General features: G+C 60.5%; 25 protein-coding genes and 1 pseudogene. 11 read left to right on the top strand and 15 right to left on the bottom strand.

The annotated features are described in order from the left end of the window. The first annotated feature begins 67 nt into the window (after positions 1-67). Both IEX64_RS20030 and IEX64_RS20025 read left to right on the top strand, forming a co-directional pair. Complete coding sequence (locus tag IEX64_RS20030; protein WP_444544068.1) at positions 68-628, top strand: transposase; 561 nt, start codon at positions 68-70, stop codon at positions 626-628. 16 nt (positions 629-644) lie between these two features. Further along, positions 645-860 (top strand): annotated as a pseudogene (locus tag IEX64_RS20025) (integrase core domain-containing protein); the annotation flags it as partial. A gap of 36 nt (positions 861-896) precedes the next feature. Here the strand turns inward: IEX64_RS20025 and IEX64_RS24485 are convergent. From IEX64_RS24485 to IEX64_RS20005, 4 genes are all read right to left on the bottom strand, one after another. Then, a complete protein-coding gene (locus tag IEX64_RS24485) occupies positions 897-1,091 on the bottom strand; it encodes a hypothetical protein (protein ID WP_229710597.1) in 195 nt (64 codons plus the stop codon). Between the two features lie 31 nt (positions 1,092-1,122). Beyond that, positions 1,123-4,086, bottom strand: coding sequence for a MobF family relaxase (gene mobF, locus IEX64_RS20015; protein WP_188822595.1), 2,964 nt, complete (start codon positions 4,084-4,086; stop codon positions 1,123-1,125). Then, positions 4,083-6,185 carry a type IV secretion system DNA-binding domain-containing protein gene (locus IEX64_RS20010; RefSeq protein ID WP_188822593.1) on the bottom strand — a complete coding sequence of 701 codons (2,103 nt, stop codon included), beginning with the start codon at positions 6,183-6,185 and terminating at the stop codon, positions 4,083-4,085. The genes mobF and IEX64_RS20010 overlap by 4 nt, the downstream gene beginning before the upstream one ends. 157 nt (positions 6,186-6,342) lie before the next feature. Continuing rightward, positions 6,343-6,642 carry a ribbon-helix-helix protein, CopG family gene (locus IEX64_RS20005; protein ID WP_188822590.1) on the bottom strand — a complete coding sequence of 100 codons (300 nt, stop codon included), beginning with the start codon at positions 6,640-6,642 and terminating at the stop codon, positions 6,343-6,345. Between the two features lie 476 nt (positions 6,643-7,118). On the opposite strand from IEX64_RS20005, the gene IEX64_RS20000 reads away from it, so the two are divergent. The 4 genes from IEX64_RS20000 (at position 7,119) to IEX64_RS19985 (ending at position 10,865) form a co-directional block, all read left to right on the top strand. Continuing rightward, positions 7,119-8,414 carry a tyrosine-type recombinase/integrase gene (locus tag IEX64_RS20000; RefSeq protein ID WP_188822588.1) on the top strand — a complete coding sequence of 432 codons (1,296 nt, stop codon included), beginning with the start codon at positions 7,119-7,121 and terminating at the stop codon, positions 8,412-8,414. Next, positions 8,407-9,606, top strand: coding sequence for a site-specific integrase (locus IEX64_RS19995; RefSeq protein ID WP_188822586.1), 1,200 nt, complete (start codon positions 8,407-8,409; stop codon positions 9,604-9,606). The genes IEX64_RS20000 and IEX64_RS19995 overlap by 8 nt, the downstream gene beginning before the upstream one ends. Continuing rightward, entirely contained in the window at positions 9,603-9,851 is a 249-nt protein-coding gene (locus tag IEX64_RS19990; RefSeq protein WP_188822584.1) for a hypothetical protein, read from the top strand. The genes IEX64_RS19995 and IEX64_RS19990 overlap by 4 nt, the downstream gene beginning before the upstream one ends. Positions 9,852-9,929: 78 nt before the next feature. Next, positions 9,930-10,865, top strand: a complete 936-nt coding sequence (locus IEX64_RS19985) for a nucleotidyltransferase and HEPN domain-containing protein (RefSeq protein ID WP_188822581.1) — start codon at positions 9,930-9,932, stop codon at positions 10,863-10,865. A 74-nt stretch (positions 10,866-10,939) separates the two neighbouring features. Here IEX64_RS19985 and IEX64_RS19980 read toward each other — a convergent pair whose 3' ends face one another. The 5 genes from IEX64_RS19980 to IEX64_RS19960 form a co-directional block, all read right to left on the bottom strand. Continuing rightward, on the bottom strand, positions 10,940-11,164 hold the full coding sequence (locus IEX64_RS19980) for a hypothetical protein (protein ID WP_188822579.1): 225 nt from the start codon (positions 11,162-11,164) through the stop codon (positions 10,940-10,942). 347 nt (positions 11,165-11,511) lie between these two features. After that, positions 11,512-11,832: a DUF736 domain-containing protein gene (locus tag IEX64_RS19975; protein ID WP_067734781.1), complete on the bottom strand. Its 321-nt coding sequence runs from the start codon at positions 11,830-11,832 to the stop codon at positions 11,512-11,514. Between the two features lie 356 nt (positions 11,833-12,188). Continuing rightward, on the bottom strand, positions 12,189-12,611 hold the full coding sequence (locus IEX64_RS19970; protein WP_084384943.1) for a putative toxin-antitoxin system toxin component, PIN family: 423 nt from the start codon (positions 12,609-12,611) through the stop codon (positions 12,189-12,191). An 18-nt stretch (positions 12,612-12,629) separates the two neighbouring features. Then, on the bottom strand, positions 12,630-12,872 hold the full coding sequence (locus IEX64_RS19965; protein ID WP_188822577.1) for a ribbon-helix-helix domain-containing protein: 243 nt from the start codon (positions 12,870-12,872) through the stop codon (positions 12,630-12,632). A 124-nt stretch (positions 12,873-12,996) separates the two neighbouring features. Further along, a complete protein-coding gene (locus tag IEX64_RS19960) occupies positions 12,997-13,974 on the bottom strand; it encodes a LysR family transcriptional regulator (protein WP_188822576.1) in 978 nt (325 codons plus the stop codon). A gap of 76 nt (positions 13,975-14,050) precedes the next feature. Here IEX64_RS19960 and IEX64_RS19955 point away from each other — a divergent pair, with 76 nt between their 5' ends. From IEX64_RS19955 to IEX64_RS19935, 5 genes are all read left to right on the top strand, one after another. Further along, positions 14,051-16,420 (top strand): TonB-dependent receptor, encoded by a 2,370-nt coding sequence (locus IEX64_RS19955; RefSeq protein WP_188822573.1) that lies wholly within the window; start codon positions 14,051-14,053, stop codon positions 16,418-16,420. Between the two features lie 87 nt (positions 16,421-16,507). Further along, the gene (locus IEX64_RS19950) at positions 16,508-17,536 is read left to right on the top strand and encodes an isopenicillin N synthase family dioxygenase (RefSeq protein WP_188822571.1); all 1,029 of its coding nucleotides are present in this window, start codon (positions 16,508-16,510) and stop codon (positions 17,534-17,536) included. Positions 17,537-17,563: 27 nt separating this feature from the next. Next, positions 17,564-18,547, top strand: a complete 984-nt coding sequence (locus IEX64_RS19945) for an isopenicillin N synthase family dioxygenase (RefSeq protein WP_188822569.1) — start codon at positions 17,564-17,566, stop codon at positions 18,545-18,547. Between the two features lie 11 nt (positions 18,548-18,558). Further along, on the top strand, positions 18,559-18,942 hold the full coding sequence (locus tag IEX64_RS19940) for a VOC family protein (protein ID WP_188822567.1): 384 nt from the start codon (positions 18,559-18,561) through the stop codon (positions 18,940-18,942). Between the two features lie 203 nt (positions 18,943-19,145). Then, complete coding sequence (locus IEX64_RS19935; protein WP_188822565.1) at positions 19,146-20,198, top strand: Rieske 2Fe-2S domain-containing protein; 1,053 nt, start codon at positions 19,146-19,148, stop codon at positions 20,196-20,198. A gap of 147 nt (positions 20,199-20,345) precedes the next feature. Here IEX64_RS19935 and IEX64_RS19930 read toward each other — a convergent pair whose 3' ends face one another. From IEX64_RS19930 to IEX64_RS19905, 6 genes are all read right to left on the bottom strand, one after another. Further along, a complete protein-coding gene (locus IEX64_RS19930; RefSeq protein ID WP_229710596.1) occupies positions 20,346-21,575 on the bottom strand; it encodes a His-Xaa-Ser system-associated MauG-like protein in 1,230 nt (409 codons plus the stop codon). 40 nt (positions 21,576-21,615) lie between these two features. Further along, on the bottom strand, positions 21,616-21,948 hold the full coding sequence (locus IEX64_RS19925; RefSeq protein ID WP_188822563.1) for a TIGR03982 family His-Xaa-Ser system protein: 333 nt from the start codon (positions 21,946-21,948) through the stop codon (positions 21,616-21,618). 40 nt (positions 21,949-21,988) lie between these two features. Beyond that, positions 21,989-22,570, bottom strand: a complete 582-nt coding sequence (gene hxsA / locus IEX64_RS19920; RefSeq protein WP_188822560.1) for a His-Xaa-Ser repeat protein HxsA — start codon at positions 22,568-22,570, stop codon at positions 21,989-21,991. Then, positions 22,567-23,640: a His-Xaa-Ser system radical SAM maturase HxsC gene (hxsC, locus tag IEX64_RS19915; protein WP_188822558.1), complete on the bottom strand. Its 1,074-nt coding sequence runs from the start codon at positions 23,638-23,640 to the stop codon at positions 22,567-22,569. Before hxsC ends, hxsA begins: the two co-directional genes overlap by 4 nt. Then, a complete protein-coding gene (locus IEX64_RS19910) occupies positions 23,637-25,082 on the bottom strand; it encodes a radical SAM protein (RefSeq protein ID WP_229710595.1) in 1,446 nt (481 codons plus the stop codon). The genes hxsC and IEX64_RS19910 overlap by 4 nt, the downstream gene beginning before the upstream one ends. A gap of 422 nt (positions 25,083-25,504) precedes the next feature. Then, positions 25,505-26,113, bottom strand: a complete 609-nt coding sequence (locus IEX64_RS19905) for a hypothetical protein (protein ID WP_188822556.1) — start codon at positions 26,111-26,113, stop codon at positions 25,505-25,507. Between the last annotated feature and the right edge of the window lie 16 nt (positions 26,114-26,129).

Here is a 26,129-nt window from a genome sequence, read left to right as displayed (position 1 = left end):
GCAATGCTGCCAAGGGGTCCCTTTTGCGCGCCGATAGGGGGTCCCGATTGGACGCCGATTGACAGGCATGACCGGCAAGATGACGCTGATCCGCGCGATCGCAGCGCTGCGCCCAAGGACACCGGTCTCCACCACTGCATCGGCCAAGATGGCGCTACGCGCATTGGCGCACCGATGGCTGATGCTGGATGCCGAAATCAAGGAGCACGAAGCCGTCCTCGAGCGGTTGGTGCGTGCCCACGCACCGGCCCTGATGGACGCGCCTGGCGTGTCGACCGGTACCATCGCCGACATGCTTGTCGTCCTGGGCGACAATCCCCAGCGGATCCGATCGGAGGCGGCGTTCGCCAAACTATGCGGTGTGTGCCCGGTGCCGGCATCGAGTGGCAAGACCAACCGTCACCGGCTCAACCGCGGCGGAAACCGACGGGCGAATGCGGCTTTGTACCGCGTCGCCCTGGTTCGCATGCGCCACCATCCGCCGACCCGCGAGTACGTCCAGCGCCGAAGCGCCGAAGGCAAGTCGCCTCGCGAAATCCGGCGGTGCCTCAAGCGGTATATCGCCCGCGAAATCTACCAGCAACTCTGCACCGAAAAGCCGGCGTCAGCATTCGTGAAAAGCACTTGACCGACATAGGAGCATCAACGCCTTGGCCGAGACGATCAACGGTCTCTACAAGGCCGAGGTCATCTGGCGGCAGCGGTCATGGCCGAGCGCATCGGCAGTGGAAATGGCCACCCTGCGCTGGGTCGACTGGTTCAATCACCATCGCCTGTTCGGCCCCATCGGGCACATCCCGCCGGCCGAAGCCGAGGCCAACTACTATGCAGCCAACGAGACCCTCGATATGGTCGCATGACCCAATTGAAACTGCCTCCGGAAAACCCGGGACGCTTCACAGGCCCCAGAGGGTCTTTTCAAGCCAGGGACGGCCCGCAGCAGCGTCGTGGATGCAACCGGCAATACGGGCTTCATCGGCCTTACGCACCGCGGCATGCACCGGCGTGGCAATAAGCATGAACGCCGACGCGGGCAGCCAAAGCCGAGGCGCCTGCCCGAATAGCGTGGACCCAAGGAAATTGGTGGTCATGTGCGAACTCCCTCACGGTTGAGCAATGGTATCAGCGGTCAAAACCGGATCGATCGTTGAATTTCTGGTGATCTTGATCGGCGGGCGGTGAAGCTTGGCTCCTGCCCGAATCAACATGACGGCGCCCGGAGCTGGCACGGCGATCAAGTGCCGCTTTCAGGATACGGTCCATGATTTCCGCAATGCCGCGCGCACCTTCTGCGAGATGCTCACTCAATCCCTCCGAGGAGCGGCGCTGATCAAGCTGGCGTTCCAGCAGCTGGTCGCGCCGGTCCTGTCGCAAGCGCTGCTGATCGTCACGCGCCTGCGCTAGGCGTCCCGCATGACGATCGCCAAGAGCGCGCGCGGCATCTCGATCGAGCCGGCCGAGCCCTTCCAGCGCCGAAGTCTTCTCCCCGGATCGCGCTTCCAACTTCTCGACCAGCTTCTTCTCGTTTTCGGTCCAGAGCTTCACGCCAAGACGCGCGCGGGTGATCGCCGTGTAGTAGTTCTGGCCGTTGACCAGTGCGGAATTGACCGGCGCCAGGACATAGACCCGCGCATAGGTCTTCGACTGCGCGGAATAGACGGTTTCGGCATAACCGTGGTCCCAGGTCTTGTGCAGGGATAGGTCGATGGTCTGGACGCGCTCCCCGCGGTCCCAGCGGATGGTGGCCAGGCTCCCTTCCAGCTTCTCGACCGAACCGCGCTCGGCATTCTTCAGGTCCAGTTCGCGGTTGACGAGCCTCCACTGGATGCGGTCGCCTTGCGCAAGATCACGCTCTTGGCGGTGGAACACATTGACGTGACGCGCTTGCCCCAGGCGCGGATCCCACCGGATCATCCGGCCATTCTCATCGCCAAGGCGAACGACCTGTCTGCCATTGGCATCCTGGCTGAGACCGGCCACCCGGTACTCGGTATCGCGGGCGATGCCCGGACCGGCCAAATCGCGAGCAAAAGTGACAACCTGCCCACCAGAATAGAAGCGCGCGAAGTGCTTTTCCTGGGCGGTCATGCCTGCGGGGGTGAGCACCGAGAGGCGGGTATCCTCGGCCGCAATCGCACTCTCAGACTTGAGGGTTTCGCGGATCTTTGCATTGACCAGGAGCCGCGTTTCGTTCTCGAGCACGAGGATATTGGTCGTCGCGCGCGTCTCCGGCCCCAGCCGGGTCCATTCCTCGACGAGTCCCCTCGCCAGGCGCTCAGCGCTTGCCCCGCTCACCACCTTGTCGAGCCTTTCGAGTGAGGCGGCGTAGTTTCCTGCCCGGGCTTCGGTCACCGCGGCCTTCATCATCCGCGTTTCCTGCCGCATCGATTCCGTCAGCTCCGCAGTCGGAAGTCCCAGGCGCTGAAGGAGCCAGAACGGCTTGCCCTGCTCGATCGCGCCAGTCTGCCGGTTGTCCCCCAGCAGGATGAGCCTCGCGCCTGTCTCCCGGCTTATCTGGAGCAGGCGTTGAGCCTGCCGGTTCCCCAGTTGCCCCGCCTCATCGACCAGCAGGACGTGGGTATGAGTGATCCCGTGCCCGCCGCCTGCCAACAGGCTGGCCACGGTTCTGGCATCAACGCGTGCCCCGTCGCCTAGATTGGCGGCGGCCGAGGACGTCGGCGCCAGAGCAAGAAAGCGCGTTGCCGGTTCGGCCGCTTTGGCAAGCGTGCGCATCAAGGTCGACTTGCCTGCACCCGCGACGCCGTGGAGTCCCGTGACACGGTCGCGTGACGATGCGAGCATGACCAGCGCTTGTTCCTGCGCCGGGTTGAGCCCTGCGTGTTCGAGCCGTGCCAGCAGGCGATCGGACGAAGCAATGGGCCTGACATCATCCAGTGCAAGCGCGAGTTCGCGCGACAGGGCCTGCTCGAGCCGGGCACTGCGGCGCGTTGTGCGGCCCCGGGTCAGGGAACGGTCGCCAGTCGGCTCGCGGACCGCAAGCAGCTTGCGCCGTGCTTCATGCTCGGTGATGAGCGGGCGCACATCGGCAAGGCGCACTTCCCCGACATGGCTTGCCAGCGCATGACGGTAAAGCGAGCCGAGGTTCGAGACGGCCTCGCGGGTTTCAGTCTGGCGAATGCCGAAGAGCGCCGCGCGTCTGTTAGCCATGGGATCGATCGCAGCCCCCTGCCCTTCGCGGTCTGCCGCCCGGATGGCTAGCTCGGCCAACTCCTTGGCATAAGGTTTTGCGCGCTCGGTCCATTGCTCCTTCAGGTCGCCCAGCCCCGCTTTGACCTTGGGTCCGCGGGTTTCGTAGAAAGACGCACGGCGCGCGGCCTGCCCGGTAAGGCCATGTTCCTGGGCATGAGCATCGATTTTTCGGGCACGCTGCGAGGTTTCGCGGATGAATTCCTTCGGCACACCGGCGATCTCGAAGAGCCCCCGGCGCGGGTCGAATTCGATTTCGAAGCCCTGTTCGCGCAGGTCCCGCGCGAGTTCGTTGCGGTAGACCTGCCCTGCCACCATCTGCTCGGCGAACATGGCCCGGGTCTCGAGGCTCGCCATGGGGCCGTCCACCTCACGGTTGGTCATGTTGAGGATGACGACATGGGTGTGAAGGTGCGGGTCAAGGTCCCGGCTTGCATGCTCGGTGAAGCGCGCGAAGAGCAGCCGGCCCGTCGTCTCGTGGATGATCTCGCCGTCCTCGCGCCGGCGAAGCGAGGCATGTTCTTCCAGATAGGAAAGCGCCGCGGTCACCGCGCGCTCGTGCGCCTCGATCATCCGCTCATCGCCCGCGACGAGCGCTATGATCGAAACCGACTTGGGCGCATTGACCGCGAAGTCCCATCCGGGATGGTGCTGGATCTCCCCGTCCCCGCGATGCCGGCCAAGCTGCTGGCCCGTCACGCGCCCGGCAAGCAGTTCGGCAAAGACATGAGGATCGACCTTGCCTTCGAGCCCGAGTTCGGGCGCAAGGCGCCCGCCCCATTGGCTGGGCTCGTCACCACCCTTGGTGTAATAGTCGCCCACCGTATAGTAGCGCGCGATATTGCCCGAAGTGCCCTTGAGACGGCGGGGATGGATCATGCCGGCCGGGCCTTGCGCGAAGGTCCGCCAGAACGATTATAGACATTGATCTCGATACGCGGACGGCCGCGCTTCGCGCCAAGTGTGAAGTCCTGCACTTCGCGTGGTTGGTCTGAATTGTCGTCGGAGACCGCCTCGCCAGTATCCGGCGATACGGGTGGAACAGGTTCGCGGGGAGCAAGGCCATCCGAAGGAGGGACGTTCTCGAATAGATCAGGCTGCCCATCTGCATCGCCGGACTTTCTGCCTGGATGGCGTCGCTTCTCGCGCCGTTCTGGTTTGCCATTCGCAGTGCCCGCTTCACCGGGTTCGGAGCACACATCTGGTTCCTCTTCCGCCCGCAGGGCAGCTATGATCGCAGCACCGTCTCCATCGCGCAGGGGAGGATCTTCACGCTCCACAAAGCCTTCGGCAATCGTGGGCAAGGAATTGAACTTGTCCTTAAAACGCACCACCGGCAGGTCCCGGCCGAAGCGCAAGTAGCCCGAGAGGTTAGGCAGATTGGTGACCTCGGTGTGCATGACGAGCGGGCGCGTCACCTGCATGCGCGAGAGGTTCACCCCGTCGCGCATGTCGTTGACGCCGTAGGACATGCCTTCGTTCGCCTCGATCTGTTCGACCTGGCCCAGGTTTTCCGAAACGTGCTTGGCAGTGGGGGTATCGTTCGCCCGAAGCGCGACCCAGGTCGAGCAATAGCCTGTGATCGCCGCGGCATCCTGGATCCCGTAAGTCGCCTCCAATTGCGGGTAGGACTGGAAGCCGAGGATACCGCAGCCGCCGTACTTGCGGGCTCGGGCGAGGAAGTCCGACAGGGACGGCAGCTTCTGCAGGGTGGGGAGTTCGTCGACGACGCAGTAGAGGCGTCGCCGGTGATCCGGCGCCATGCTCATGATCGCCGAAATCGCGATGTCGAGCCAGACAGTGATGAGCGGTCGCAAGGAAGGAAGCTGGTCGGCCTTCACGGTGATGAAGAGCCAGTTGTCTCCTTCCTCGTTGCTCACCCAGTCGCGGATCGAAAGGCCCGTCCGGGTATCGTCAAGGTAGGAGAAGCTGCGCATCACGGACGCGAGTTCGGCCTGGATTCCGGCCGATGTCCGGTCCCCTTCGAGGCTGATGAATGCGGCCGCTTCGGTATCCTGCGCAAAGGCGGCAAGGTCCTTGAGCGGGGAGCGCAGCAACCGATCGAGGAGCACCGAGACCAGCATCTCACCTTCGCGCGCAAGCTTCCTCAAGACCGCGACCAGGGTCCCGCGCGCGGACCTTGCCCAGAACGGATCGCCCGCCTTGTCGGGGATCGTCGATTCCGCCATCTGGTCGTAGTGATATTCGCGCGGCACGTCCCCCCACGGCGACCAGTGCGCGGTGCGGGCATCGAGCGGGTTGAGGATGATGTCCTTGCCGGGTCGGTAGAACTTCTCGACGAAAGTCCCCGCAGTATCGTAAATGATCGCCCGCTTGCCCTCCTTGCGAATGCCTTCGAGCATCTTGACGATGATGTTCGTCTTGCCCGTGCCGGGGGCTCCACACAGCAGGATATGTTCCGGTTCGAAGGCATCAGGCACCGGAACACCGCCGATCCGGAAGCTGCCTCGCTCGAATTTGGAGAGTACCCGCCTAACCTGCCTGATCGTTCCGAACTTTGCGCCGCGAAGGTATTCGTTCGAACCAAGCCCCCTGCCTGTGCGGGTAAAGGCATACCAGGCGCAGGCGAGCACGACGAGCGAACCTGCTCCCGAGAATATTGCCCCCCGGATGCATTCGGCTTCAAAGGCATGGATGGTCTTCGTCGCGATCGGCGACGCCAGGAGCCAGTCGGCCGAAGTCCAGTACTGGTAGCCAGCGGGCGTCTTGAAGAGGACGGGATCGTTCGTGCCGGGTGCCGCCTGAACCTTCAGACTCGCTTCAAAAAGCTTGAGGAGGATGAAGCGCTGATAGTCGCTGATATGTTCCAGCACCCACCACACCGTCAGGATCACCCATAATCCCAGCCCGGCCATTACGGTCTGGAAAAAGACCTGCGTGGTCATGCGGACATTATGGACGATCGACTGCCCGCCGCGCGTCCAACTCCCCAGGGTATCGTTGCGAAAGATGCTCATGAGCGCCTTCCCTCCTGCACAAAAGGGAACGCTTCAGCGCCGAAACGCAGCCCCGGCTGGACTGGTTCGGGGACAGCGCCGTGCCTGAACTGCGGTGCAGCTGGCGACAACCGAACCGCGCCCATTGGATGCTGCCGGCCTCCTGACGTTCCCCCCTTCACCGGTCCTGCTCCGGATCGAGGAGGCCCCGTTCGCCGAGGATCGCGCGGGCATCGAGCATCCCCCGCTCGAGAAGTTCGGGCGAACGTGCGCCGATCGAGGTCGCGAGCAAGGTCAGTATCTGGATGGAGGTCGCCAGAACCTCGTCCTGCGAGGAATAGATGTAGCGCCCGTGGGGATCGGCTGCCTCGCCCAGAACCTGGCGAACGAACTCGGATAAGGTGAGGTTTGCGCCGTAGGCCCGGCGCTGAAGCCGGCGGTAAAGGGTGTCGTCCACCCGGACGCTTATTCTGTGCATGCCATTGCTCCGCTGCGCGAAGCCCGGCGTCAGAATGTCATGAAGCAGGAGCCTTTTACCGCAAACCGGCAGAAAACTCAAGAAATGCGGCTGTCCGCCACGGCACACGCGAGAAAATCGTGGAAACCCAAGGGATTCGCGATGAGAGCCGCCATCTCGATACTACCGGTATGACGCTAATGCGTGCCAGCGGGTGACACGGCACCCTCTCCAACCCACTGAACAGGGACGAAAAACCTGCGCAGCACCCGTGCGTACGGTGCATTACAAAATTGCCCCTCGGGGCATGAGTGACGACAACACGCAAGAGCTTGCTCTTGCGCCCGCAAGTCCTGGCCCGGGAGGGTCAAAAGGCTGAAGGTCATGGACTTTTTCTTGTCCTTCTTCGGTCCGGATCGAGGGACTCGGTGTCGGCAAAATCGTGCGTGCAATGGCTGTCCATGAAGTTCCCCGCGTGTCCCCGGGAACTTGCCCCGGTGACGCGCTTCTTCCCCGGCGCACGAACGCCGGAGACCTGGAGTGCTTCAATGCGCCGCACAAAAAAGATCGACCTCGCCGGGGTCGACATTGCCTCACTGTCCCTGCCTTCAAACGGCGAGAAACTGATTTACGACAGCGAAGCCCTGGGCCTCGCTCTTCGTCTTCGAGCCTCCGGTTCGAGAACCTGGATCGTGTTTGAAAGCCAGGGCGGCAAGACCCGCCGGAAGACCCTGGGGGATGCCTCGTCTCTCCCCGTTCAGTCCGCGCGGGCGTTCTGCACGCCCCCCCTGCCCGCGCCGCAAAAGGACAACCCCGAACTCTATTCCGAGACAGCAAGCGTCGCGGAAGTGATGGCAGGCTATCTCGCATTCGGGGAAGAGCGGCGATGGAAACCGTCCACGGGACGGATCATGGAAGGGGCGGCACGCCTCCATATTCTACCCGCGCTCGGTGCTCGCCAGGTCCGGGCGATCACCCGAAGCGAGGTCATGAAATGGCATCAGGAGCTCACCCGGACGACGAGCGCGGCGCGCATGGCGCTCTCGACGCTGTCAGGAATGATGCTCTACGCCGAGGATCACGGACTGCGCAAAGGCGGCTCGAACCCCTGCCGAGGTCTGCGCAAGAAGACCCGGGGCGAGCGAGGCAGTCACCTCACGCCTGCCACGATGCGCCGCCTATGGAAGGCGATCGAAGGGCACGCCGAGCTCTACCGTGATCCGTGCGACGTCATCCGGCTGCTCCTTCTCACAGGAGCCCGCAAGAGCGAGATCCTGACCCTCGAATGGGATCGTGTCGAAGACGGCCGAGCCGTTCTGGAAGACTCGAAATCGGGGCCGAGGACGGTCTGGCTCTGTGCCCCCGCCGCGGCCATTCTTGACCGGCGGCGTTCCCTGTCCGGCACGCGTTTCGTGTTCCCCGGTATGAACGATGATGCCCCGAGATCGTCGGTGGATTTCGCGTGGAAGAAGATCAGGAAGGCAGCCGGGGGCCCCACCCTTCGACTCCATGACCTGCGCCATCACTTCGCCTCTATCGGGGTAACCAGCGGCCTTGATCTCAAGGTGGTCGGCGCCCTGCTCGGGCATCACGACATCGACAGCACACTGGTTTATGCGCACATGCCGACATCCGCGATCAGGCGATCCGCGAACCGCGTCTCGCAACTGATCGACGACGCCCTCTCCGATCCGGGCGCCCCCTCCTCCACCCAACACCGTCCCTCCCGCGGGCGTTCGCAGCAGCGCGTTCAGTCGTTCGAGGGCAGCCACAAGGAGGTCGGAAATGGCTAACCTCAAGACGCGCCTGACCGACGCCATCTGCAGCAGAGCTCGACCAGGACTACGGGAATATGCACTGCGCGACGAACGTCAGGCATGCCTCAGTCTGCGCGTGCGTCCAACCGGCACCAAGACATGGGAAGTGCGGGAACGCGCCAATGGCTTTCCCATAAGATCGACACTCGGGACCTTCCCTGCCATGGGGGTGAAAGCCGCCCGAATGGCGGCGGTCGCGTTCCTCGCCGGAGACAGAAAGCCCGTAAAGCGATCTGTGACTTTCCGGGAATTGTGCGACCACCACGAGCAGCGTCACGCGGAAAACTTGAAGCCGTCGGGCCTCCGGACCTATCGAACCTACGTCCGGCTGCAACTGCTCCCGGCGTTCGGCGCATCCCCAGTCGATACCATCGCTCGACGCGATATCGTGTCCTGGTTCGAGCGTTACGGGATGACCAGCCCGGGCGGTGCAAACCGGGCACTAGGCATCCTGAGTCAGATGCTCACATCGGCTCAGCGGTGGGACATGCTGCCACCGGACTGGTCGAACCCGGCGGTCGGCATTCGTCTGAACCGGCGGCGTGCTATCGGCACGTTCCTCTCCAAGCCGCAGATGGCCCGCCTCGGTAGCGTCTTGGCGCGCAGATCGCACATCGGTTGTCCTGCGGCCGGTGTCCTCGAAGCCCTGCTCCTCACCGGCTGCCGGGTGGGCGAGATTCTGTCCCTGCGCTGGGAGGATGTCCGGCCCGACCGGCTGCGGCTTCGAGACAGCAAGACCGGCGCCCGCGAAGTTCCGCTGGGAACGGCAGCCCGCCGGTTCTTCAACTCGTACAGACGGCGTCGCGCGTCCGCGCGCGGGCGCCACAAGGTGTTCCAGTTCGGAGAGGCAGTGCCCTACGAACGGGTCAGGACGGTATGGCTCTCGGTGAGGAAGGAAGCCCAGCTTCCGGGGACGCTGCGGATCCACGACCTCCGGCACAGCTTTGCCAGCCATGCGATCATGGCGGGCGAGAGCCTGTTCACCGTCTCCCGGCTGCTGGGACATAAACGCATCCAGACGACGGCACGCTATGCCCACCTGGCAGACGATACGCTTAGGGCCAGCGCCGAACGGATCGGAATGTTGATCCTCGATCAGGTGGAGCCACCAGCGCGTCGGCGAAAAGAGCCAACCTCGCAAACGAGAACTGGTGGAGGCGCGTCATGACCGGTGGCGATCATGATCATGCCGAACTGAGCCAGGCCGAGCAGGCGATGGGTCAAAGGATATGGCTTCGGGCCGCGCCGCGCATGACCCGGCTTGCGACCATCGTCATCCGGCTCAGGGTCTACCGTAGCTGGAGCCCGGAACGGATCTGTCGAAGGCTGCATATCTCACGGCGCCGGTTTCGTCGGCACCTGCTGATAGCAGTCCGAGAAATCTCCCGCGCTGCAGCCGACGTCGACAGCTAGGAACTAACAACACCCTTCCGGACGCGGCATTGCGCCCAAGACGTGCATCGTTCGGAAGGGCTTGCTAAGGAAACGCCCGTGAGAACCAATATCGATCACCTTCCTCCGGCAAAGCAACGCGAACTCGAACGTGTTGTCCAGCTCATCTTCGAGGAATTCGAGGATGCCCATTCGCTGGTCACCAGCGATCGCAAGAAGCGCAGCCGCATAAAGAAGATAGTGCTCTACGGCAGCTATGCGCGCGGCGGCTGGGTCGATGAGCCGCACACGGCCAAGGGCTATCAGTCGGATTTCGACATCCTGATCGTTGTCAACGACAGCAAGTTGACTGATCGTGCCGAGCACTGGGCAAAGCTTGACGATCGCCTCCTGCGTGAATTCAGCATTACTGGGAGCCTTCGCACCCCGGTCAACTTCATCGTCCATTCGCTGCAGCAGGTGAATGACGGCCTCGCTCATGGCCGATACTTTTTCATGGATATCGCGCGCGACGGCATCGCCCTGTATGAATCTGACGATGTAGAATTCCACCAGCCGAAGCCGAAGGCGCCACAAGCCGCCCTCAAGATGGCCCGAGAATACTATGACGAATGGTTTCCGGCGGCGGCTGGTCGGCGTGACACCGCTTTGTATGTCACAAAACAGGGGCGGTTAAAGGAAGCGGTGTTCAACCTGCATCAGGCTGCGGAGTTCCTCTATCATGGCACGCTGCTCGTCTGCACTTTCTACACGCCCCACAATCACAACCTCGCATTTCTCAGAACGCGTGCGGAAACGCTGGATCTACGGCTGGTTGATGTATGGCCGAGAGAGAGCCGCAAGGATCGGGCGATGTTCAGCAAGCTCCGGGAAGCCTACGTCAAAGCGCGCTACAGCAAGCACTACCGCATTTCGATCGAAGAGATCGAATGGCTGAGTGAAAGGATCGAGGCGCTGGGACAGGTCGCGAACGCCGTGTGCGCAGAACGACTTGCCGCTTTGGAAAAGGCGGTGGAACTCGAACGCGGCGTGTGAAAGGCGATCAAGCGAGCCGGGGCGATCACACGGATGCGCGGGAGAGAGCCCGGCAGGCCCTCTCCCCGATCCGGTCAAAGCTCGTCGTCGAGTTTGCCGGTGACGGCGTATACCACCCTGTCGATCATCTCCATCGGCATGGGGCTATAGTCCCCCTCATCCACCGCGATATAACCGACCTCCCGATCCGTGATCACGTACTGCGTGAAGTAGCTGCTGCGAGCGCGGTGCTGTGCCCGTGTGCAAGCTGCGAAGTAGGCGGTGTTGTCGGCCTGTGCCGTGTTCGAAATCGTATGCATGCTAGCCTCCTGTCTTCTTGAATGACAGGAGCGCCGGCTCATGCGGCGTGCGGCCGGGTCAAGGACGCCCGGGCTCTGCCCGGGCGCCGCGCAGCGGGGAGTGGGGGAGCCGATTTTGCCGCGGCCGGAGCGAAGCGCAGCGAAGTGGAGGCAGCGGCAAAATTGGGGGAACCGCTCATCCTTGAGGCGGACGCGGGGCGCATGACACCATGGGCATTCTGAGAGAAGTATTCCAACCTCTCGTGCAGGGCGCTGTCTATTGGGGCGGTTTCAGCCCCCTTCCCGCGCGACCTCCAATCTGTCGGAATGAAGCTCCCCGGCCACACGGACGGGGAGCAATCTGCCTGTCAGTCGGCGGGGTTCCAGATGATCGCGTAGGTTTCCTCGTTGTCCTGACCGGCGGCACGGCCGAGGTTCGCGTAGAGCCTGCGGGGACCGAACTCGGGAGCCGCCAGGGTCAGGGAAACGTATTCGTTGCCGGAAGCTTCGCTGCGCCGCTGCCAGCCTGCGCCGACCTCGACGCCTGCGGAAGTGACACGGAAATCCGGCTGGCTATCTGCGGTCTTGTTGGTGTTGGGCGAAATTTCGATTTCCGCGCGAACGGAAATTGTGCGGAGCTGACCCTTGAAGGTCGAGCCTGAGCGAGTGACGAAACCGATTGCGGGCATGTTCTTTCTCCTGATGGTCGCCCGAACCATCCGGGCGATGGGCAGACCGTCGGAGCGGCGCCAGCGCGGCTGCTAACCGTCAGGCCGTAGCGGCAGCGAAGGACCGGAGCCCGCAGGCTTATTTGAAAGCGGAGCGGCCGCGAGGAGCCCGCCAAGGCGGGCGGGGAAATAAGCCGGAGGCGATGGTTTGGCAGACGTGCGTGCTGTTCCAGGTCGTTGCCTTCGGAGCCGATGGCTTCGGGATCATTCAAGTGGAAGGCGAACCTGCATCTCAAAGGCTCTGGATCTGTGCTGCCACATTCAAGAGAAGCACTGCATCATGAGGGCCTCGTTCGGACGAAGCTATGATCGCAAGATCAGGAGCCAGATCCACCCAACTTTTCGAGCATCTGCCGCACGGTGACGATCGGCGTTTCGCGATGCCGGCCAAGGCTCAGCAAGTCTGATTTATCTCCTGTAACCAGGTAATCGGCGCGGCCTTCCTGCGCCAATGCGAGAAGATAGTTATCCCAAGGGTCAGGCGAGACATCAAGCGAGGGAAGCCGATCAACCATGTCTGCCAGACCACGCAGTTCATTGACCAGTCGTCCTGCAATCGCTGGGGCAAGGCGTTCGCGAATTTTAGGATAGCGCGTCACACGCCGCACTTCCTCGAGTTGCTCCTCGCAGCAAAGCAGACGAAAGCGGCCCTGCCGCCAATATCCTAGCAGCTCACTCGGTGGAGAAGTCGCCGACAAGAGGCCGCTCACCAAGACATTGGTGTCGAGAACGATGCGCATGCCTGGGAAGTCAGATTGTCAGTTCGATCGCGCCGCGCTGACAGCCTCGTCGATGAGAGCGTCCAGTTCAGTAGCATCGGTATCAGCGAAAGCTTCGCGCGTCTCGGCCATTGTCAAATCCAGCAGCCGCCACTTGACGGCGTCTTCGATGAATTTCGAGAGATCGCCCTTCTTCATGCCGCGCTGGGCGAGATAAGTGCGAAGGTCGATATCCGTGCGGCTATCGACGTTGACCGACCAGCGTGTGATTTCTTCGCCCATGGCGTGCATCTCCTGACGGTAAGCGTATATCAACATAAGCGCTTAAGTGCAATTATTGACCGACTATTAGATCGGAGGGACCTTGCCATCAGTGAACTCCAATCGAATGGGGACCCGACGTCATTCAGGGAAGGCTCGATTGGCGTCCACTTGGCGGATCGCTTTCGACCTGCAGGAAAAAAGGATGTCCGGTTGGGCTGGTGTAATCCCAATGATCCAATTCTCGTGCGAGCATCTGTATCATCAAAGAGGCGGGCAAAGGTAACGCGCGCCCGGATGCAGAAATGACTGAAAGCCCGAACAGATCGATGCGCTCGTCAGATAAGGGGATAAAAGTGAGTTCCCCAGCCTCAATTTCCTTCAAAGCGTTGATTACTGTTAACAATCCTAGCCCCACCCCACGCGCAGCCAAGGACTTGATCAACCCAATGCTGCTGACTTCAGCTACGGGGCGAAGCACTCCTCCTATCGAACGAGCCCAGGCCTCATCGACCACTTTCCGAATGGAGATGGTTTCATCGGGAACGATCAGCGGAAATTCGGCGCATTGGGCCAGTGAAACTTCGGTTACAGACGCGAGCGGGTGATCAGGCCGCAGAATGATACCGAGGCGGTGAAACATGGTCTTTTCCACCCGCAACGCCCGTTCATCCGGCGGATTGAAGGTTACACCCACATCGGTGTCGTGCGACATGACCCGGTCGATCACGCTCTGTGATCCCATGACTTCCATGCTGTACTGAATGGCGGGGTACTTCTCCTGAAAGCAAGCGATTGCCGAGGCAACGATGTCGGTTGCGCCTTCGACCAGCCCGATCGAGACATGGCCCCGACGCAGACCGACGAGGTTGTCGACCTCCGAGCGGATGCGCTCGAGGTCACGGCGCCAGCGCCTGACACCATCTACCAAGAGTTCACCAGCAGCGGTCATTCGCATGCCAGTCGAAGTCCGCTCGAAAAGCTTTGTGCCAAGGTCTTCCTCAAGCTGGATGATTTGGCGGTCTATGGCGGAAGGCGCGATGTGGAGCATTTCCGCAGCCCGACGCAAGCCCCCGCGCCTCGCCACTTCATCGAAATAGATGGCCGCTCTACCAAGAAGCATTTCAACACTCCTGTTCTCATTTCGCGAACACCATATCCAAAATTTGGCGATAGAAAAGGACAGGATTGGATGTCACTTGATCTTCGACGCCGCCGCCGGGGGCGGCAGCATCGGGCGGCAAGGACGCCGCCTGTCTAATTGGGGACGCGTGATAGAGATGAAGCTCAAGATCAAGTTCATGCTTCTGGCGGGCCTTGCCGTTCCGGCGGCATTCGGTGTTGCTTCAACCGCCATGGCGGCCTCCGAAGCGGCTGGCGCCGAACTGGAAACCTCCACAGGCGATATCATTGTCACCGGCGAGAAGAAGGAAACCACGCTTCAGAAGGCGCCGCTGGCGATCACGGCGCTCTCGAACGAGGCCCTCCAACAGTCGAACATTACTCAGCTGATCGACATGAACGGCTTCGTTCCTGGTCTCACCGTGGCGAACAGCGGCAGCTTCGTGCGGGTCGTTTCCATTCGCGGTATCGGATATGAGGCTTCGGACAACCTGAGCGCAGAGCCGGGAACATCCTTCCATATTGATGGGGTCTATGTTGTCAGCCCCTATGCGTTGCAGCAGGACTTCCTTGACTTGCAGCGGGTCGAAGTCCTCCGCGGACCTCAGGGCACGGTTTTTGGCCAGAGCGCGACTGGCGGCATTATCAATGCCATCACCACGAAGCCGGATACCGGGAGCACCTCAGGTTCCGTGCAGCTTGAACTGGGCAATTACGATCTGTTTCGCTCTACGGCCACACTCAACGTCCCGGTCTCGGACACACTGGCCGTTCGCGGCACAGTCCAGCGTTATTATCACGAAGGCTTCGCACGTCAGACCAGTCTGGGTCCAAATTACGGACGATATGGCCTTGATGATGCAGACCGGGTCTCCGGCAAGATCTCGCTGCTCTGGACACCGAACGACCGCTTTTCCGCCCAGATCACGGCGCAATACTTCAACGCCGACGAACATGGTGCGGCGCAGAAGAATCTGGACGACCCTGATCCGAATCCGCGCCGAATTTCGCAGGATTACCCCAACAAGTACAAGCTCGACTTCTTTTTGGCTTACGCGGACCTGCGTTATGATTTCGGGGCTGCGACCTTGAAGTCGCTCACATCGTACCAGACAACGCGCAACCACAATCAGATCGACGTAGACCGGCTCGACTATGCCAGCACCGGTGAATACGATGCGCAGCCGTACTGGAACAACAGCGTCGATGCGTTCAGCCAGGAGTTCAATCTTACGTCGAACGGCGACGGGCCGCTCAGCTACATTGTCGGCGCCTATTTCCTCTACCAGAAACTGGGGCAGGATATCCTCGAGTATCGCGGGACAGACGCCATTCCCAGCTATGATCTGACGTTGCCGCTGACCTTTGCGAACTACCCCTACAATCTCGACTACGCGTTGAACTCACGCCAAAGCCGCTACAGTTACGCCGCCTTCGCGCAAGGCACGTACAAACTGTCTGACCGTCTGAGCGCGACGGTGGGCCTGCGATTCAACCATGACAATTTCAAGAGCAGAAACAGCACGCTGTTCGACATATTTGCCCCGCCAGTCCAAGCCCGGACGCGGGAAGATGCTGTAACCGGCAAGGGCGAGATCGACTTCGAAATTACGTCGGCCAATATGGTCTACGTGAGCATTTCACGCGGCTACAAGCCTGGCGGCGTCAGCAACAACAGCACTCCGCTCCTGGTGCCGCTGACCTATGATTCCGAGCATGTGTGGGCGTATGAGTTGGGAGCGAAAAACCGTTTCGCCGGTGGCCGCGCGACCTTCAATGCAGCAGCCTTCTTCTATGACTACAAGAACCTGCAGTATCAGGAGGAAGATCCGATCCCCTATCAGGGCGGAGTCTCGAACGTTCCAAAGACCCGGATCTGGGGTGCCGAGGCCGAAGCTACGATGGACCTGACCGACCATCTCAGGCTCGACGGCAACGTGACCTATCTCGACGGTGAACTGGTCGGTGATTACATTACACTCGATCCCTCGCGCGCCCATGCGGCGACGCTGGCGGCTGCGGCCCTAGGTTACGGGCCGTTTGATGCCTACACAATTGGTTTGCGTGCCCTGCAAACGCGCAATACCAACGGCAACCAGCCGCCAAAGCTGCCAAAGTGGCAAGGCACTATTGGTGCGACCCACACTCTAGAGCTTGGCGGATTGGGCACGCTACGTTCCCATGCAGAACTGATCTATCGCGGCAAGTTTCAGTACCGGATCTTCAATGACGGGGCGAGGGACGTGGTGCCTGGCTACACGCAGGTGAACGCAAATGTGATGTTCATGCCGCAGGATACCCGCTGGACGATCGGGCTTACTGTGACAAACATTTTCGACAAGGCTGGCATAGCCTCGCGATATTCCAATCCCTTCGGCAGCTTCACCACAAGCGACATGTACATCCCGCCGCGCCAGGCGATTGCTTCGGTGAAGTACGAATTTTGATTGGGTGCCAACGTGCAATCGGTTGGTGCTGCGGCCGGTTGACTATTTGCGTTGCCACAACATTCGACGGCAACGCAGGAGATTGATATGAATTTCGACGGAAGCGTAGTGCCCATCATTGACCTCAATCCTGCGAGGACCGGGACGCATGCAGATCGCCAGGCAGTGGCTAAACAGGTGGGGGAAGCGGCCCGCAGCATCGGCTTTCTCGTGGTATCGGGGCATGGCGTTCCTGCCGGGGTGATCGAGCGGGCGGAGAATGCCAGCCGTCGCTTTTTCGATCTGTCCGGCGAGGACAAGGTCAAATACGCTGCGCCAAGCGCGGATATCTATCGCGGTTATTTCGGGATCGAGACCGGGAACTTGGCCAGCACGATCGGCCAGGACGAGGCTAAACCCGATCACCGGGAATATTTCAACATCGGCCGCTTCGATCTCGACAAGAGCGACCCTTACTTCACCACGCCAACGGCAATGCGGATTTTCCGCGACAACATCTGGCCCGATCCAGACGTGCCCGAATTTCGTCCTGCGATCATCGATTACTATCGCGAGATGGAAGGCCTGGCGGCGCTCCTCATGGAATTGTGCGCGCGGGCGCTGCACCTGCCACCGGACTGGTTTCAGGACAAGATCAACAAGCACATCACCAACATGGTGATCAGCAACTATCCCGACCAGCCTGAGATGCTAGAGGACGGCCAACTGCGGGCAGGCGCGCACACCGATTACGGCGGGCTGACAATCCTCAAGACCGAGAACAAGCCAGGCGGTCTTGAAGTGCAGACCGCTGATGGTCGCTGGGTGCCCGTGCCCATCGTGGCGGGAACCTTCATCATCAATCTGGGCGACCTCATGGCACAGTGGACTAACGATCAGTGGGTTTCCACCATGCACCGGGTCGTCAATCCGCCGCACGAAGAGGGCGTCGGCAGCCGCCGCCAGTCCCTGGTCTTCTTCCACCAGCCCAACTACGACGCGGTAATCGAGTGCATTCCGACCTGCGCCATTGGTCAGCCTGTGAAGTATGCGCCGACGACATCGCTCGAGCATTTGGAAATGAAAATGAACCAAATGAACGACACCCCGAAATTCAGGAATGCGGACGCGGTTTGAGCACCCTCTGTACAGGATTCTTCTCCAATGATCGTCTATACACCGCCCAAACCTGCCGAGTTCATTCCTGTCATAGATCTCGCGCCAAGTTTCACTGGCGACAGCTCTGCGTGCAAAGCCGTTGCGTGGGAAATCCACAAGGCTGCCCGCGATACAGGTTTCTTCTACATCTCCGGACATGGCGTGCCCCGCGCCTTGATGGACGGGCAATTGGAACTCGCGCGCGAATTTTTCAGCCTGCCTTTGGAGGAAAAGCTGAAAGTCGATGCCCGTCATTCCAATTGCACGCGCGGATACGAGGCTCCGGGAGTGCAGACGCTTGATGACGGGTCGCCGCCGGACCTCAAAGAGGGGTTTGTGATCGGGTGCGATCTGTCCGATGACCATCCTTATGTGCGCGCCGGTGTACCCAATTGCGGGCAAAACCAGTGGCCCCAGAATCTTCCGCATTTCCGCGAGCGGTACGAAGCTTACATTGCCGAAATGTTCCGCGTCGGCCGCCACCTGATGGGTCTGATTGCGCAGTCGCTCGATTTGCCCGGCGACTATTTTGAAGATTGCCTGCGAGAGCCACTCTTCAATGGCAGGCTGCTCAAGTACGGTCCTCAGCCGGTTGATGCCGCTTTCAACCAAATTGGTGCTGGTGCGCACACTGATTGGGGAATGATCACCATACTTCTGCAGGATGATGTTGGCGGCCTGGAAGTGCAGAATGCAGCCGGGGACTGGATTTCCGCACCGCCGATCCCCGAAACTTTCGTCATTAACCTGGGCGAGATGGTCCGGATACTTACCAACGGCCTCTATCACTCCAACATGCACCGCGTCCGCAACAACCACAGCGGCCGTGACCGGTACTCGGTGCCGACGTTCTTCGATCCTGACTACTTTTACACGGTCCGCTGCGCCCCGACCTGCATGCCGGAAAACGGCAAGCCAGATTTCAGAGAGATGACAGTCGGAGCCCACATCGCGGAAATGTACCGCAAGACCTATGGCCTGACCGCATAAGGAATCCACGCATGGTTGCGCTTACCTATGCCAATATATTCACTGCCGATATCGACCGGCTGGCTGACTTTTACAGTGGCCTTTTCGATCTTGATGAGATCCTGGAGAGCCGCTCGCCAATCTTTCGAGGTTTCCTCACCGGAGGATCATCGATTGGTTTCAGTGCGCCGGATGCCTACGATCTGCTTGGTCTGAAAGAGCAAAAACTGCCAGGTGACCGGGTACTCCTGACATTCGATGTCGAAAGCGAAGAAATGGTTCGCTCACTTACCGCCAAGGCGGCCCGGCTTGGAGCAAGCATTCTGAAGGAGCCATTCACTACCTACTATGGGTGGTTTCAATCTGTCCTGCGCGATCTGGATGGGAATGCATTCCGGATAAATTTCCACGGCTAGTTACCTTGGTTTCTGCCTATGAAGGCGAGCAGGACCGGGCTGCAAGTATCCCTGCTCGCCTGTAAATCCGACGGCAATTTATTATGCCTTGGAGTGGTGTATCACCTCGAATTTTCGTATCGGAAAGGCTCTATATCGTAGTTAGATGGCGTGATCGTAAATCTCATGAGGTTCAAATAATGCAGGCAGCTAGGGGTCCGGGCATGACTGCAGCGCTTGTCCCTAATCTCGCTATCCCTCGCAATTGCACTTTCGCGCATGACGACTGGTTCATTCTAGCTCGTCATTGGTATCCCATCGCTCTTGCGCGCGATGTGGAGCAGCGGCCTGTTGGAACTAAGCTGTTGGACCAGCCCCTTGTCATCTACCGCGCGGATGGTGAACTTGTGGTCGCACCCGACATTTGCCCTCACCGCGGCGTGCCGCTTAGCATGGGCAAGCAAGTCCCCGGTGGCGTGGAATGTGCCTACCATGGGTTACGTTTTGGGCCGGGAGGTCAATGCACACACGTACCTGCCCATCCCAGCCGCGACATCCCGGCGCGAATGCACCTCGTCCCTTTTCCACACATCGAACGGTACGGCCTGATTTGGACTTGCCTCGACAGGTCAGTTGAGTGTCCGGAACCGGGAATGATTATTGACATCCCGCACTGGGGCGAGGCGGGCTACCAGTGCGTTGTCTGCCCTTCAGTTGACATCCACGCTTTCGCCGGGAGGCAAGTCGAAGGCTTCCTGGATGTCGCGCATTTTGCCTTTGTTCACAAGGAAACGTTTGGCGACCCAGACATCAGCGAAGTCCCGCCCTATTCACCGGTGCGAACCGAAAACGGCTTTGAGGCAGAGTATTGGAGCAGTGTGAGCAACTACCCCGTTGAGGATCACCGGCGTGCAATGCCGACGTTTCAATGGCTGCGTCACTTCCGTTGCCATCTGCCATTTAGCGCAACAATTGAAATTCACTTCCCCAATGACGGACGATTCGTAGTCATGAATGCGGCCTCCCCAGTCTCGGCGAAGGAAACGAGACTATTTGCGCCTACCTGCCGCAATTTCGATACAGATCGCCCCGAGGACGAAATTTACGAGTTCACCCGGAGGATTTTTGAGGAAGATAAGGCAATCGTAGAGGCACAGATACCGGAATGCCTTCCGCTTGATCCTGATCTGGAAGCCCACATTCCCGCCGACATGAGCTCGTTGATGTATCGCCGTGGTCTACGCGCGTTGGGGCTCGGTGAATTTTTCTATTGCTAGATGGATCAATTTAATCTCGACCCTTTTTCACGTTCAACAGGCAATTTCGCATCCCTAGGTTCGGTCGGTCCGCTTTCCCATTCTGGTTCCCCAAGACGGGGCTAAACTGCCGCAGAAATGAGTGACGAATTCGTCCGGTGACCTCACTCAAAAATTGATGGTACCCAGAAATGCTACCAGTTCGCTCACGTCATCGGCATTCAACGCTGACGGGAGCGGCTCGCGCGCGGCGGGGCCCAGTCTGGCATAGAGATCTGCACGCTGGCGCACCGTCATTTTGCCCGTGTCCAACAGCCGCAACGGGTCGAAATGCGCTATGATGGCCTTGTCGAGCGTCGGCACCGAGCCAGAATGTGAGTAGGGCGCAGTCTTCGTAACATTGAAAAGAGGCGGCGTCCGGAATTTGTACCGGTCCTCCGGATCGAAGGTCACATTGTAGCGGCCGTAGTCGATCCCGAAGCCGTTCTTGCCGAACGCCATTTGCGGGAAGGCTACCGCATGGAACTGCATGTCGGAAAAGTATGGCCCATTGTGGCAAGCGACGCACTTGCCGCGGCCGTAGAACAGAATTCCCCCATTCAGTTCACTCGTGGTGAGGGGGCCTGCGTCGAAGACAAAGCGTTCCAACTTGGTCGGACGGATCCGGAATTCGTCGCGGATGAAAGCAGCGAGCGATGTCGCGACCTCGTTGAAGGTAATCGCCGTGGCAGGCACGCCGAATGCACCGGCAAGATGCGGACCGATGACAGGGTCCCTGGCAAATCGCTTCGCCAGCGCGTTCTGAATCCGGTTTGCCGAATTCACGCTTTCGGTAACGAGCGTTTCTTCCACCTGCGGCGTGTCGTCGACCATTTCTCGTAGTTCGACCGAGGGCAGGTGCATGGCGACGACAAAGGGGTCATCGGACGGCGCGTCTTTCCCGAATTGACTGACGACGCGTCCATTCCGGGCGCTGACCTTGCCGTCCCAGAAGAATGTATCGAACCCCCTGCTGCCCCGGCCCCAGAAGGCCAGCGCGTTGCGCGGGACGATTTGTCCACCGCCCGAAAGCCTGTCTTTGCCGCTCCCCTTTGCACCGACGCCAACAGCGACCGGGAGACCATCCGCGCTGCCGAACTGCTCCAGATGGCAGTCGCGGCAACTGATGGAACCATTGATGCTCATGAGGGGCGATGCGAATATGAGTTTGCCTGCTTCTCGCTGCTTGCTGTCGACCGGCACGGCCAGGTCTGCGGCCCTCACGAAACCGTTTGCCGTGACGGCTCGCCTCAGGGCGCCAAGCCGCATGTGATCGCTGGCCGGCGATGGGTCGCGCTCGCGCTGAATGGTTGGGGTTGGCTGGTCGGAGCAGGCCGAGGTAGCCAAGATTGCAGCCATGCCGAGGATTGCGCCAGCGGTACGCCGGTAGAAGTGCGGTCTAGAACTGGATTTCATGGATCTTGACCACGTCATCAAGGTCGGAGGCGCGCGCTTCGATCGCGATCAGCCGCATCTGCGCCAGTTCGCTTTCGCGCAGCCCCCATTGCATCAGGCGCTTCTGATAGATGTCGTAATCCTGGCACGTGACCAGTCCCAGTTCGCCAGCACTGACCATCGCCTTTGCCTGCGGGGCAGGATGCATTTCTGCCTCCTGCCTGGCTGCGAAGTGATCCTGCATGGCCATATCGCACTGTTCGACAAGGATGCCGTAGCGCTCCTGGTTGAAGTGCATCACGGCCTCTCGCCACAGGGGCATGGCGGTCCAGGCCATGGCCACGCCGACTGAGAGTGCCAGAAGATGCGTGACAATCCTACTGTGCGCGAATCTTGAAGGCATCGAGCACCTCGGGCGTGATCGTCCCGGTGACATTGAGGTTGAAGTCGGTCTGGAACCGGCTCAGCGCACTGCGCATCATTGGGCCCACGATGCCGTCGATTGCGCCGTCGTAGTAGCCGTAGGATTTGAGGCCCAGTTGCACCTGGCGCACGACATTCTTGATGCTCGTGGCCGAAGGCGTCGAATAGAGCGGCTCGGCAGTCGTGATCGCCGGGGAAGAAGGCAGTATGGAAGAGGGCGGCGTGCTACGCTCGTTTCGGGTTGAAGGCGCGCTCGTTCGCGGGGCCGCAGGTGCCCTGGGCGTATAGACCGGTGCCCGATATGTCCCGCTGCTGCCGGAACGATGACTGCCATGCGAGGCGTGGCTCGAATGCGAACGGTGGCCCGCGAGGAGGAACATGTGGTCCTGCGAGAATCGCTGGATCATCTGGTCATCGTCATCGGGGTCTGGCCCGCCGGAGGCAGGCGACAGGCCCGGTGCCGCCATGGATGCGTGCGGGACGGGCGCGATTCCGGCCATCACGAGGCTGGAGATCAGAAATCGACGCTTTTTCACAGGGGAAAGACCTCCTCTACGAGTTCAGGCGGATGCCATTCGAAAAAGCCCGAGCAGTCCGGGCGAGCCGCGCAAGGCGCGCATTTGTCGGAGAAGCGTTGCTTCCAGTCAGAAATCGATGCGACCGCGTAAGAGCGATAGGCTTCGGGCACATGGCAAAGCGGGATATTGAACAACCGGGGCCGGATCCCGTGCAGGATCGCGCGATCGAGCGCCTTGCTGACGGCATCAAAGTCGCGGCGCAGATCGAGATGGAGCTCGCTCCACCGGCTCCTTGCAAAGCCGATGTTCTCCAGACCCATGACGGACCACTGCTCGATATGAGCCAGGTTGCGGGCGATGAAGCTTGCCAGTGTATCGAGGCGCTCGGCCGTGGACGATGAAAGCACCGTACGCAGTTCTATCCGGGCACCGGCCCTGAGCAGGTGGGTGAACGACACCATCAATCTTTCGAAGGCTCCGGCCTTGCCCACTATGGCGTCGTGCGATGCCGCATCGGCCGCGTAGACCGGTATTCCCCAGACAACGTTGCGGTAGCATGGACTGCGCAAGCGCAACGCGTCGTCGGCCGTGAAATGCTGGGCGTTCGACAGTACGTGGAAGGTCAGATCGGGCCGAGCTTCTAGCACGCTTTCAAGCATGGCAAAGAGGCGTGCGCGGTGAAGCGTGGGCTCGCCTCCTGAAATCCCGATCGTGATGCCCTGATCGGCCAGCAGGCAAGCCGTTTCCAGGAGGTCGAAGCGGTCGACGTGGGTCTTCTTCGGAGGCTGCGAGCACATCGCGCAAAGCTGGTCGCACTGCTCTGTGACCACGAGGGTATTGTGGCGCGAGGCGCTGCGGATGAGACGATCCGCGCGCCCTTCGAACGGATCTACTAGAACGACATCGCCGATGAGGTCCTCCGCTGCCGACGCGACTTCGAACAAGCCCTGCGCGCCGCTCCACAGGCTACCTGCCTGCGTGGCGGCAAGAAAGTGGCTCAGCGCCGGATCGCTGTCCGGTTTTCGGGTCAGGCGCGTGACGAAGGGCGCCGGGGCATCGCTCGCGGCGCGAAGCGCAAGCGCAATCATGACAGGCGTTCCGCAGGAAGACGGTCGCCGCCAAGCCCCAGCCACCGGCACAGCGAATACTGGATGGCGGGATCGGGCGAATGGATCAGCTCGAAGGCGAGGTCGAACAGGTGCAAGTGCCGCCGGCAGAATTCGGTTTCGTGCCGGGGGATGTCGATCGTTCCATAGCGTGAGATGTCATCGACAATGTCGCGGCCGCAGAAGGGTTTGTAGGTGCAGGCTTCGCAATCCGGATCGCCATCGCATGTCGAGGCGGCATTGAGGGCATCACGCGCAGGTGTGTTCCAGCCCTGCCGTATATTTCCAATCGACAGGTCGATAATGCCCGAGCGCGCCAGCATGCGAGCCTCGTCCGTCGGATAGGCCAGCCCGTCGTGATCGATGACGATGAAGTCCGTTCCGAACGGATTGGGATTGCGCAGATCGACGTGCCGGTCCTCGCCCGGCCGGAAGATACGGCGCAGCAGCAGACTGAAATAGCTCTCCTCAAGACAGATACTACGGTCTTTCCAGTTCCGCTCGATCAGCCGGCGGATGAAGGCTTCGTGATATTCCAGCCACCTGGCATCGGTGGTCCGGCAATCGGCGTGCTGCCTGCGGGCAAATCCCTGGTAATTGATCGGCCGGAGGTAGATCGCGGTCAGGCCGCGGCGGGCATAGGCATCGATCAGCTCGTCCGGATCGGGCGGCGAACGCGGATCGAGCGTGGGCAGGGCCGAAATCTTTCCCGGGCCATACCGGGTAAGCAGCCTGTCGAGGTTGCTCTCGAAAGCTTCACTGGCCGCATCGTCCTGACCGCGCTGACGGGCGTGGTGTTCGCGCGGCCCGTCGAGCGAGGTGCTGATCGAGACGTTCTCGCGGTCGAACAGTGCAGCAGCTTCTGGCGGTACCTGCTGCAGGTTCGTGCAGATCACGAATGTGGCTTCGACATGGGGCGGAACGGCATCGATAACGGCTTCAATAAGATCGCAGCGCAGCGTGGGCTCGCCGCCCTGGAATTCGATCTTGAGATGTCTCGCACGGGTTCGGCGCACGAGGTCGATGACCGCGTCACGTGTCTCGTCCGACCAGTCGTAGCCGCTTGCGCCCTCGGCTGCTCTGGAGACCTGGCAATAGCTGCAGGCAAGGTTGCAGCGAAGGGTCGGAACCAGGATCAGGTAGTCGAGTTCGCCGGGATGAAAACGGCGCTGCTGGGCCGCAAGTCTTTGCGAAAGGCGTCCCAATTCACCTTCGACCAGCAGTCCGCTTTCCGTGAGGCGCTCGTGCTCGTACAGGGTCAGGTGGCCTCGCTCTGCTCTATTCCGCAGATCGTGATCGGAGAGCAGGAAACGGCCCGCGGCATCGACGTGAAGGACGTGTCTTCCGATGCGGCGCGTGATCCACGGCACAGATGGCGATTGAGCGGGCGCCGCCATGGCATGCGCCGAAGCGCTTGCTGTCATGCACGATGCATCCGCCGACTTGCCCACTGCATTGCCCCCTTGTGGACGTCCTCATGTCGAGAACGCTTCCCCGTCAAAAGTGATAATCACCGTTTTCGAATGATGCGTAAATGGAAAGCGGGAAATATGTGGGCGTGATTAAATTGCTTTAATCGGAGGTGCGATCAGGTGCTGTTGCACGAAAAGTAGAGGATCGAATTTTCGGTCGTATCGCTTTGGCCTCACCCATTCTTTCTCGGCGATGCAGTCTGAAAGTTTGGCCTTCAGAAACGGACTGGGCATAATGTTCAGTAGACCGCCGATTCCGACCCATTTTTGCCGTTCAAAAGGCAATTTCGCGTTCCCAGGTACGGTCGCTCTGCTTTCCCATCTGTCTTCTAATCTTTGCCGCCTCCCAACGAAAAGTCACTGCCTACCGGAGTTCATAACGGCCACCGCTGCTCGGCAATGGCAATCACTACCCATTCCAGCGAAGTCTTCAGATAGGTACCCATGCTCGCACGGTATATATTCTTGTGATCGCCAGTTCGGGCCTGCTCAATCATCGCCGCAACATCGCGGTGGGTTCGGGTCGCACAATCGCGGATCGCATCCAGACCCGCCTCTTGCGCGAAAATCAAAAGGAATCGAAGCGGCTTCCCGGACGCCGAAAGCCCTTGTTTCGAGGCAATCTGGGCAGATCCAATTGAGCGGAGCTTATCGATATCCCTGCGCAATTCGCGCAAGTCTTGTGATGGATTGGAACCTCGAAGATATTTTACTTCGACGAAGGCGAGGCCGGGTTGGGTGCCCGCATAGCTGCTCTCCCGATAAAATACGAAATCGATCGTCGACGGCGCGCCGCGCCGTGTAGGCCCTACAATGCGATGCTGCTGGCTGACGCGCCAATCGCGCCCCGAGGCAAGCGTGGCGATGTGCTGATAGAATAGATGCTCGTCATAGTGCCGATTAGGGCCAGACGCTTGGTGAAAGGTAGCCCACCCCGCCATCCCATCGACCAGACGGCGCATCAAATATCGTTCGCGAGCCATTTAGGCCCCTTAACTA

Origin of the sequence: Novosphingobium indicum, assembly GCF_014645195.1 — a bacterium.
Lineage (GTDB): Bacteria > Pseudomonadota > Alphaproteobacteria > Sphingomonadales > Sphingomonadaceae > Novosphingobium > Novosphingobium indicum.
This window is presented reverse-complemented; position numbering and strand designations above follow the sequence as displayed.